Annotated in this window: 8 protein-coding genes and 1 pseudogene; all 9 read left to right on the forward strand. The window is 43.9% G+C overall.

The annotated features are described in order from the left end of the window. Positions 1–20 precede the first annotated feature (20 nt). The 9 genes and pseudogenes from HZC12_03340 (at position 21) to HZC12_03380 (ending at position 10,128) form a co-directional block, all read left to right on the forward strand. Positions 21–1,442, forward strand: coding sequence for a hypothetical protein (locus HZC12_03340; protein ID MBI5025762.1), 1,422 nt, complete (start codon positions 21–23; stop codon positions 1,440–1,442). Positions 1,443–1,990: 548 nt separating this feature from the next. Continuing rightward, positions 1,991–4,273, forward strand: coding sequence for an outer membrane protein assembly factor BamA (gene bamA / locus HZC12_03345; GenBank protein MBI5025763.1), 2,283 nt, complete (start codon positions 1,991–1,993; stop codon positions 4,271–4,273). Positions 4,274–4,330: 57 nt separating this feature from the next. Continuing rightward, positions 4,331–4,897 (forward strand): OmpH family outer membrane protein, encoded by a 567-nt coding sequence (locus HZC12_03350; GenBank protein MBI5025764.1) that lies wholly within the window; start codon positions 4,331–4,333, stop codon positions 4,895–4,897. A gap of 24 nt (positions 4,898–4,921) precedes the next feature. Continuing rightward, on the forward strand, positions 4,922–5,947 hold the full coding sequence (gene lpxD / locus HZC12_03355) for a UDP-3-O-(3-hydroxymyristoyl)glucosamine N-acyltransferase (protein MBI5025765.1): 1,026 nt from the start codon (positions 4,922–4,924) through the stop codon (positions 5,945–5,947). After that, complete coding sequence (gene fabZ / locus HZC12_03360; protein MBI5025766.1) at positions 5,944–6,375, forward strand: 3-hydroxyacyl-ACP dehydratase FabZ; 432 nt, start codon at positions 5,944–5,946, stop codon at positions 6,373–6,375. Before lpxD ends, fabZ begins: the two co-directional genes overlap by 4 nt. After that, positions 6,375–7,154 (forward strand): acyl-ACP--UDP-N-acetylglucosamine O-acyltransferase, encoded by a 780-nt coding sequence (lpxA, locus tag HZC12_03365; GenBank protein ID MBI5025767.1) that lies wholly within the window; start codon positions 6,375–6,377, stop codon positions 7,152–7,154. Before fabZ ends, lpxA begins: the two co-directional genes overlap by 1 nt. Next, positions 7,145–7,975, forward strand: a complete 831-nt coding sequence (lpxI, locus tag HZC12_03370) for a UDP-2,3-diacylglucosamine diphosphatase LpxI (protein ID MBI5025768.1) — start codon at positions 7,145–7,147, stop codon at positions 7,973–7,975. Before lpxA ends, lpxI begins: the two co-directional genes overlap by 10 nt. Beyond that, on the forward strand, positions 7,968–8,888 hold the full coding sequence (locus tag HZC12_03375) for a Gfo/Idh/MocA family oxidoreductase (protein ID MBI5025769.1): 921 nt from the start codon (positions 7,968–7,970) through the stop codon (positions 8,886–8,888). Before lpxI ends, HZC12_03375 begins: the two co-directional genes overlap by 8 nt. Before the next feature lie 118 nt (positions 8,889–9,006). Continuing rightward, positions 9,007–10,128 (forward strand): annotated as a pseudogene (locus HZC12_03380) (DegT/DnrJ/EryC1/StrS family aminotransferase). Positions 10,129–10,258: the final 130 nt, after the last annotated feature.

The following is a 10,258-nucleotide window of genomic DNA, read 5'->3' on the forward strand; positions in this document are numbered from 1 at the left end:
AGCCAGGCAAGGAAGTTAAGTTGCAGGTTGACTCAAGCTTTTTAACACAGATAGTTCCCCTTGAATATGTCAAGGCGAGCAACATTGTAAGTATAATGAGAAGCCTCATGCCGCGAGGGGCAGACCTTGTGGTATACGAGCCATCAAACATATTAATAGTTACTGCGCCTCCATCTGCGCTTGTGAAATTTATGAAAATACTGGAAGCACTGGACATTCCTTCTACAGAGCGTGAAGCTATCAAGACCTTTGTATATTATGCAGAAAATGCTGATGTAAAGAAACTTGCAGAGATTCTAAAAAGTCTGTATGCAGAGAAGAAGGCTGCACCAGCACCAGGAAGGCCACCAGCTCCTTTGGGCCCAGCGCCTCCCCCAAAGACACCATCTCCAGCACCAGCAACGCCACCTGCTACTATTGAGGCACTGCCTGGTGAGGTTGCAGGTGAAGTAATTATCACACCATATGAAGACATAAATGCCCTTATTATAAAGACCGATCCCAGAAGCTACCTCGCTATTTTAGAGACGCTGAAAAAACTGGACATCCCTGCAAAACAGGTATTGATAGAGGTCCTGATAGCAGAAGTATCACTTACAGACAAGACCCAGTTTGGCATTGAATGGATGTTGAAAACTACTGCTTCTATAGAGGGCAAACACCATCCACTTGTGACAGGCTTTACCTCAGAGGCACAGCCTGGAACAATCGCCCCTCAGATTAGCGCTACTACAGGTGAGGTTACAAGTATTATTACTACTCCCTCTGCAGGCACAGCCTTTGCTGCACTTATAAAGCCTGGGAGATATGGAGCTATTTTGAATGCCTTTGCGAGCCTTGGAAAACTCAATGTGCTTTCAAGCCCGCATATCCTCGCAATGGACAACAAAGAGGCAAAGATAGAGATAGGTGATGAAATTCCTATAGCAACAGGATTTCAGCAGCAACCTGCTACTTCTACAACCACAGGCACTACTTCATTTGTAGCAGCAGGCCAGATTCAGTACAGAACAACAGGTATTATTCTGACAGTTACTCCACATATCTCAGAGAAAAATATGGTAAAACTAAAAATTTCTCAGGAGATAAGCAGCAGGGGCGTGGACATCTCTCTCGCAGGTATAACCTCACCCAGTTTTACAAAGCGAAAGGCAGAGACCATTGGTGTTGTACAGAACGGGCATACACTGATAATCGGAGGATTGATGTCCGAGCAGAAGAATAAAACGAGGGAAGGCATTCCTTTGCTGAGCAGAATCCCCATAATCGGGCACCTCTTTGGCGTAACAACAGATGAAGTGAAGAAGACAGAGCTGCTGGTTATGGTTACGCCTCATGTAATTACCTCCCCTGAGGAGGCAGATGCCATTACAAAAGAGTTTCAGAATAAGGTAAAGACAATAAAGGAGAGACTTGAGGATGTTCAGAAGGAAAAAGAATAGATCGGTCCAGAATCTTTCTTCAACGATTCCCGACAAGCAGGAATGACGCTTTCAAGGCGACATACAGTAACACCTAAAGGGTTCAAGTTACAAACCATATCTGTCCAAAATAACTTTTCTTGGACAGCATATGGAGAATTAGAATGAGAACTAATAGATTATTGTTTCGTAAGTTGTCATTCCTGCCCCTTTTGTCATTCCCCGATTTAATCGGGGAATCCAGGGGTAAACTCCAGCAGGAATCCAGTTTTTTCAATATGTTTTGTAATGCTATCCTCCTGGATTCCCGTTTTCACGGGAATGACGGCAATGGTGATCTATCTTGGACAGCAGTGGTTACAAACTTGAACCCGCCAAGGAGAGGCGATTACCCCGGTAGGCCAGCCGTCTCGGCTGTCCTAAATGGTTAAACCCTTGACAGGCGAGACGCCTGTCCTACCAAGATTTTTAATTGCTTCTATTTTCTATCTCTATTTCTATAAGTCATGGATTTTTTTAATTGCCTGGTGCTATACTATGCCTTAAATTTTCCCCAGGGAGGAGAATACTTGCCGGAAAAAGGCACCATAAAAAAACAGTTTCCTGCAATTATTATAATATACCTTGTCTCTATTATAATTATAGCTTCTGCCGTTATTGCTTCAACACAGGACATGCCACTGATTAAAATCATTGAAATTAAAGGAAATAAGAAGATTGAGGAAGAGACAATAAGGGCCAGGATTAAAAGCAAGGCAGGTGAATTTTTCTCTCAGGAAAGAGCACAGAATGATATAAAAACATTATTTGCAATTGGCTATTTTGATGATGTAAGGGTTGAGGTAGAATCCTTTGAAGATGGCATCAAGCTAATATATATCCTGAAAGAAAAGCCCACAATCACAAGTATAGACTTTCAGGGAAATGAAGAAATAGAAACTGACAAGATTAAAGAAAAAGTGACAATCTCCGCGGGGGCCATAGCAAGCCCTCCCCTCATATCTGACAATGTTCAAAAAATTATTACTTTTTACCAGTCGGAGGGATACTGGCATGTAAAGGTAATCCCTGTGACCAGGGTTATTTCCGAGGATGCCGTGGCCCTTACCTTCCAGATAGAAGAGGGGCCAAAGGTCACAATAAAAAAGATACAGATCGAGGGGAACAAGGCATTATCTTCAAGAGAGATAAAGAAGGCCATGGAGACCAGAGAGCGCTGGCTGTTTTCTTTTATCACAGGCTCTGGATTTTACAAAAAAGAGGAGATGGAGGCTGACATCGAAAGGATCAGGGAGCTCTATCACAGCAAAGGTTACATACAGGTTGTTGTTGCAGAGCCCAGAGTAACTTTAAGTCCTGATAAAAAGCGCATATATATAAATATATCAGTATCCGAGGGCGAACAATTTAAGGTCGGCTCAGTCGATTTAAAGGGCAATACTGTTTTTGCCAGCTCTGAACTTTTCCAGAAAATTGAGACTGCGCCTGGAAAGGTTTTCAACAGAAAAGCCCTGAGAAAAGATATTTCCAATATACTTGACCTCTATTCAGAGAAAGGTTATGCCCTGTGCGATGTAAAACCCATGTTAGATTTAGACACTCCCCAAAAGCTTGTGAATTTAACCCTATCAATTTCTGAGGGAGATATATTCAGGATTGGCAGGGTAATAATTACAGGAAATACAAAAACAAGGGATAAGGTCATCAGGAGGGAGGTGAGGCTTGATGAAGGTGATGTTTTCAACAGCAAACTCATGAAGAGGAGCTATGAGAGGATAACTAATACCAACTATTTCGACTCAGTAGAGATAACCCCTGAGCCAAAGGCAGAGGAAAAGCTGGTTGACGTCCACGTCAAAGTAAAAGAACGGCAGACAGGCATGCTCTCTATTGGTGGCGGTTATAGTTCTGTAGATAAATTCATAGGTATGGGAGAGATTACACAGACAAACCTCTTTGGAAAAGGCTATTTACTTAAACTCAGGGCAGAGCTGAGCTCAAGGAGAGCAAACTACAACCTCCTCCTTAGAGACCCATGGTTTATGGATAAACCAATCACAGCGAGCTTTGGCATTTACAACGAAACCTTTAAGTCCCTCGACTACACCAGAAAGGCAAAAGGCTTTTCTGTTGGTTTCGGGAAAGAGCTCTCAGAATATATACGGGGGGACATCGTTTATAACCTTGAAAAGGTAGAAGTATTGGATGTCTCAGATGCTGCCTCCCAGTTTATAAAAGACCAGAGAGGCAAAAAACTCACAAGCAGTCTCAGCCCTTCGCTGACAAGGGATTCTAGAGACAATTTTCTTGACCCGACAAGGGGGTCAAGAAACGCAATCTACACAACATTTGCAGGCATAGGCGGAGACAATTACTTCGTAAAGGCCCTCCTTGACTCAGGCTGGTATATACCTCTTGTATGGGACACCACCCTCGGCCTGAGGGGAAGAGTAGGATATGCATCTGGATTCGCAGGAAAAGAGCTGCCTGTTTATGAAAGATTTTATGTGGGGGGGATTAATACTGTAAGAGGCCTTGGCTTTGGAGAGGGAGGGCCGAGGAGTGCAGAGGGGGAAAAAATAGGGGGCACCAAGGAGGTGATTTTTAATGCTGAGTTCATATTCCCTCTTGTAAAGGATCTCCGCTTAAAAGGTGTGGCATTTTTCGACGCAGGCAGGGCCTACGACAAAAACGAGCCAATACGGATTCAAGATTTAAGGCCAACTACAGGCCTTGGCATTAGATGGATATCGCCACTGGGCCCGATAAGGGTTGAATGGGGTTACAATTTATCAAGGAAGCCAGATGAAAGCCAGAGCAAGTGGGAATTTACCTTTGGCACAGCTTTTTAAATTAAGAATCCTGTGGTAAACTACAAAAAATTATCAAGTTAAATTTCAGGAGGAAAAATGAAAAAGATTTGGGAGAGAAATTGCTTTGCAATTCTGTCAGGTTTAGTTTTGCTGCTATTTTTCGGAGCCAATGTCTCCAGAGCTGAAGTAGCCACTAAGATAGCTTATGTGGACCTCTTTAAGGCCATTAATGAGTCAGAGGCCGGCCTCAAGGCAAAAAATACCCTGGACGATTTAATTAAGTCAAAACAGACAACATTAGACAAAAAGGTCAAAGAGATTGAGAAGCTTAAGTCGGAGTTTGAAAAACAAGCCTCTGTGCTTTCGGAAGATGTGAAAAAGAAAAAACTTGAAGAGGTCGAGAGCCTCCAGAGAGATTACCAGAGATTGCTTCAGGATTCCCAGACCGAGGTAAAGAAAAAAGAAGCAGAACTCACAGGCTCAATCCTGAGAGAGATGAGAGAGATTATAAATAAGATTGCCGAAGAAGAAGGATACGCCTTAATCCTCGAGAAGGCCGAAGGAGTAGTGCTCTATGGCTCAAAAAATATAGACATAACAGACAAGGTAATTAAAAAGCATAACGAAACAAGAAAATCTGGCGAGAAAAAGACAAAGAAATAGCTTTCTTGAAACTCAGAAACTAAAATGACATTAAAGGAACTTGCTGAACTCCTCAATGGTAAGATTATCGGCAATCCTGATATTGAGATTAAAAATATAGCCCCTATCAGCGAAGCCAAAAACGGGGATATAACCTTCCTTGCCTCAAACAGGTACATAGATGCGTTAAAAGAGTCCAATGCATCAGCAGTTATTGCCAGAGAGGCAGTTGCAGGTATTCCCAGGACATTTCTACTTGTAGAAAACCCTTACTACGCATTTGCCAGGGCACTGGAAATCTTTTATCAAAAACCATGTGTACCCATAGGTGTAAGCGAAGGTGCTCATATTGGAAAGGATGTAATCCTTGGAGCAGCTATTTCTATTTATCCAAATACCTATATTGCTGACAGGGCACACATTGGTGACAACACTGTAATCTATCCCGGCAGTTATATCGGAGAGGATGTTAAGATAGGCAATAACTGTATTATTTACCCCAATGTAGTTATCAGGGAAAATGTGAGGGTGGGAGACAATGTAATAATCCATGCCGGTACAGTTATTGGAGCAGATGGTTTTGGTTATGTTCAGGTGGCAGAAAGACATTATAAAATTCCTCAGGTAGGCGGGGTGATTATAGAGGATGACGTGGAGATAGGCGCCAATGTTACTATAGACAGGGCAACCATTGGCTTTACTGTAATCGGCAAGGGCACAAAGATAGACAATCTTGTTCAAATAGCCCACAATGTACGGGTTGGCAAAGGCTCTCTCATAGTTGCACAGGTCGGCATTGGAGGAAGCACTGAGATGGGCAATGGGGTTGTCTTAGCGGGCCAGGTTGGCGTTAAGGACCACATCAAAATAGGCAACCGCGTTATGGTAGGCGCTCAATCGGGTATCGGGCATGACATACCGGATGGGCAGGCATTCTCCGGGACTCCTGCAATTCCTCACAAAGACTGGCTTAAGGCACAGGCAATATTTTCAAAGCTGCCTGAGGTCATCAAAAGCATAAGAGAGCTTGAAACAAAAGTAAAAAACTTAGAAGGAGAAGTGAAAAAATGATGGATGCCCGTGAAATTCAAAGCTTAATGCCTCACCGTTTTCCTTTCCTCCTTGTAGACAGGATACTTTTGCTTGAGCCTGGTGTTAAAGCAGTCGGCCTTAAAAACGTAACAATAAACGAACCGTTTTTTCAGGGCCATTTCCCTGATTACCCTATCATGCCAGGAGTCTTAATAATAGAGGCCATGGCTCAGGTAGCAGGAATCCTCGCATTCCGTTCAGGCGTAAAAGGTAAAGGCGTATACTTTATGAGCATTGAAAAGGCAAAATTCAGAAAACCGGTTGTGCCAGGTGACCAGATCAGATTTGAAGTAAAGGTCCTCCAGCAGAGAGGCAATGTATGGAAATTCTCAGGGGAAGCCCTTGTAGATGATAAACTTGTATCAGAGGCTGAATTTACAGCCATGGTCTCAGAAAGGGAGTTATAGTGGGTAAGCCGAAAATTCATCCAACAGCTATTGTAGATCCATCAGCAAAGCTTGCTGATGGCGTGAGCATCGGGCCATATTGTATTGTCGGCAGCGGAGTAACAATAGGCAGAAATACACATCTCATTTCGAATGTAATTATCGAGGAAACAGAAACAGGAGAGGGCTGTAGCATATATCCATTCACAAGTATAGGCCTGCCCCCTCAGGATGTTAAGTATAAAGGTGAAAAAACTAAAGTAAAAATAGGCAGCAGAAATATTATCAGAGAATACACAACAATTCACAGGGCATCGGTGGGAGGAGATGGGGTAACAAACATTGGCAATGACAACTTCCTCATGGCTTATGTGCATATAGCACATGACTGCAAAATTGGAAACTCTATCGTAATGGTCAATGCCGCTACCCTTGCCGGGCATGTGGAAGTTGAGGATTTTGCTATAATTGGAGGGCTTGTTGCTGTGCACCAGTTTACAAGGATAGGCGCTTATTCGATGGTTGGCGGTTTCAGCGGAGTTGGACAGGACATACCACCGTACATGACCGCATCAGGCAGCCGCGTCAAGCTCTATGGGTTAAATCTCATCGGCCTTAAAAGACATGGCTTTTCAGACGAGATTATCAAAGACCTCAAACAGGCATACAAAATCTTATTCAGAAGCAAGCTCACCCTTAAAGAGGCAATAGATAAGGTTAGAGGCGACATACAGGCCTCAAAAGAGATCAAGCACCTCCTCGAATTCATAGAGAAAAACCGAAGAGGAATATGTCGTTAAAAACCATCGGTCTTATTGCAGGGACAGGAGAGCTGCCCAGGGTTCTTGCATCTGAGGCCAGGGAAATGGGTTACAGGGTTGCGGCCATAGGCCTTGAGCCACTGTGCGACCCATCCCTCAGGTCATCTGTTGACAGCTTTTATTCAGTCAATGTAGGCAAGCTCGGAAAAATCATAGAGAAACTCAAAAAACTCGAAATAAAAGAAGCCGTAATGGCAGGTAAGGTTTCCAAGGGCCTGCTATACAAAAGTAAACTCACCCCTGACTGGAGGGCTGTTAAACTCCTCCTATCGCTTAAAGACCGCTCAGACGACTCAATCCTCCTGGCCATAACAAGGGAACTCGAGAGAGAAGGCATCAGGCTTTTATCTATAACGACCTTCACCAAAAACCTGCTCACCCCGTTAGGCGCTATCACTAAGAGAAAACCTTCAAAAGAAGAATGGAAGGATATAGAATTCGGCTGGCACATAGCAAAGGCAATCGGGAAAATCGATATAGGACAGACCGTGGTCATCAAGGACAGGGCAGTAATGGCTGTTGAAGCCATCGAGGGCACGGATGAAGCCATTCACAGGGGTGGAAATCTTGCCGGAGGGGGAGCAACGATTATAAAGGTAAGCAAGCCAAAGCAGGACATGCGTTTTGACTTCCCTGCTGCCGGCCCTGCTACACTGCATGCCATGAAAAAAGTAGATGCAAAAGTCTTAGCCTTAGAGGCAGGCAATAGCATTATTATTGATAAAGAAAAATTCATAAAAGAAGCGGACAGGGCAGGGATTGCAGTAGTAGGCATAAATCTGGAAATGCAAAATGATTAAAGTCGGAGTTATAGGCGTAGGTTATCTCGGGGCTCACCATGCTCGGATATTTTCCGAGCTAAAGGATGTAGAACTTATAGGCGTTGTAGACGCTAATGGCGCAAGTGCCCGTGAGGTCGCATCAAGATACGGCTGCAAGGCCTATGAAAATCACCTTGAGATCATGGACTCAGTTGATGCAGTGAGCATTGCTACACCGACTACAATTCACTTCCCGATAGCAATGGACTTCCTGATGGCCGGAAAGGACATACTCATCGAAAAGCCAATCACTTCAACTGTAAAAGAGGCTGAAGAACTTATCCGTGAAGCTCAGGCGAGGGGGCTGGTTCTTCAAGTGGGACATCTCGAGCGGTTCAATTCAGGGCTATCCCTTATTGGCAGCATGATAGATAACCCGAGGTTCATCGAATCTCACCGCCTCTCTCCTTTCTCTAAAAGGGGGACAGATGTAGATGTAACACTTGACCTGATGATACACGATATAGATATAACCCTGAGCCTTGTAGGTTCAGAGATATCAGACCTGAGAGCTACAGGAGCCAGAGTACTCACAGAAAATATAGATGCAGCCCATGCCTGGATAGAATTCGAGAATGGATGTATTGCAGAGATTGTTGCGAGCCGTATATCCCCTGAGAAGGTAAGACAGATTAAAGTCTTTCAACGCCATACCTATCTTTCCCTTGATTATCAGAGCCAGGAAGTCTTATGCTACAGAAAAGTTGCAGACAGGATTGAGACAGAGAAAATAAAGCCTGAGAAAAAAGAACCACTTAGAGAAGAATTGAAATCCTTTATCAAGTGTGTCAGAGACAGGTCAACGCCGGTAGTCTCAGGGGTCGAAGGAAAAGAAGCCCTGGCGGTTGCTCTAAAAATATCAGAGGTGATCAAAAATGGCAAAAAATATTAATAGCGGGGCTATTTCCGAGAGAAGCGAGGGAAGTAAAGTGGACAGCGAGCAGTTAGCCCGCCCCGCTTCGCGGAGCGAGGCCGGGGCAGTCAGAAGTAAAACATTAACGGCAGGGAAAATGACAATACCCATGCTTGATCTCAAGGCCCAGTACAGGGAGCTAAGAGTTGAGATAGAAAAAGCCATAAGCAAAATTTTAGGAAGCGGGCATTTTATTTTAGGGCCCAATGTAGATTCCTTAGAAAAGGAAATTGCCGAGTATCTCAGGGGCCCGCACCGGGATGGCGTCCCTTATGCCGTGGGCCTTGCCTCCTGTACAGACGCCCTGCATTTAAGCCTGAGAGCAATTGGAATAAAGGAAGGGGATGAGGTAATTACAACACCTTTTACTTTTATTGCCACTGCAGAGGCAATTGCATATGTCGGGGCTACGCCAGTTTTTGTTGATATAGATAGTAAAACGTTAAATATGGATTGTTCACAAATCGAAAGAAAAATTACACCAAAAACAAAAGCCATCATCCCGGTACACCTCTTTGGTCAGCCGGCAGATATGGACAGGGTCATGGAAATAGCCAGTAAATACAACCTTAAAGTCATAGAAGACTGTGCCCAGGCCTTTGGAGCCAGGTATAAAGGAGCTATGGCAGGAACATTAGGAGATGTTGGCTGTTTCAGTTTCTATCCCAGTAAAAATTTAGGTGCTTATGGAGACGGCGGGATGCTCGTTACCAGAAACCATGACATATATTAGAAAGTAAAATTATTGCGAAACCATGGAACCCATGCACCTTACCGCCATAGCTTTATCGGTTACAATAGCAGGCTTGATGAAATCCAGGCAGCAATCCTGAGGATAAAACTTAAAAGGATCGACTCGTATAATCAGAAAAGGCGTGACTTAGCTGTGCTTTATACCTCTCTGCTTAATAGTGCAGTAGAATGTCCTCTGGAGTTTCCGGATAGAACCCACGTCTATCACCAGTATACAATCAGGTCATCAAAAAGAGCAGATATAATCAACGCCCTCAAGGCCAGCTCTATATCTTCGGTTATTTACTATCCAGTGCCCCTTCATCTGCAGGAGGCATTTAAATCCCTCGGATACAGGGAAAACGATTTCCCCGCTTCTGAGGCCGCAGCAAGAGAAGTCCTATCCCTTCCCATTTATCCTGAGCTTGAAACAGAGCAGGCAAAATTTATTGCTCAAACAATATTAAAAATACTAAGGTTAATTTAAAAAGTTCAGGGCTCTATTTCCTTGCGAGGGCTGTCCTTTTTGCCTCTTCAGCCACACTGTGGGCTACTGCCGATGTTATTTTCTTATCAAATATGCTCGGGAGTATATGGTCTTCTGAGAGTTCATCGTC

This window comes from Nitrospirota bacterium (assembly GCA_016214385.1).
In the GTDB taxonomy this organism is placed as follows: domain Bacteria; phylum Nitrospirota; class Thermodesulfovibrionia; order UBA6902; family JACROP01; genus JACROP01.

Coding starts and splice junctions, on each gene's coding strand:
- HZC12_03350 (MBI5025764.1), top strand. CDS start 4,331: ATGAAAAAGATTTGGGAGAGAAATTGCTTTGCAATTCTGTCAGGTTTA.
- lpxD (MBI5025765.1), top strand. CDS start 4,922: ATGACATTAAAGGAACTTGCTGAACTCCTCAATGGTAAGATTATCGGC.
- fabZ (MBI5025766.1), top strand. CDS start 5,944: ATGATGGATGCCCGTGAAATTCAAAGCTTAATGCCTCACCGTTTTCCT.
- lpxI (MBI5025768.1), top strand. CDS start 7,145: ATGTCGTTAAAAACCATCGGTCTTATTGCAGGGACAGGAGAGCTGCCC.
- HZC12_03375 (MBI5025769.1), top strand. CDS start 7,968: ATGATTAAAGTCGGAGTTATAGGCGTAGGTTATCTCGGGGCTCACCAT.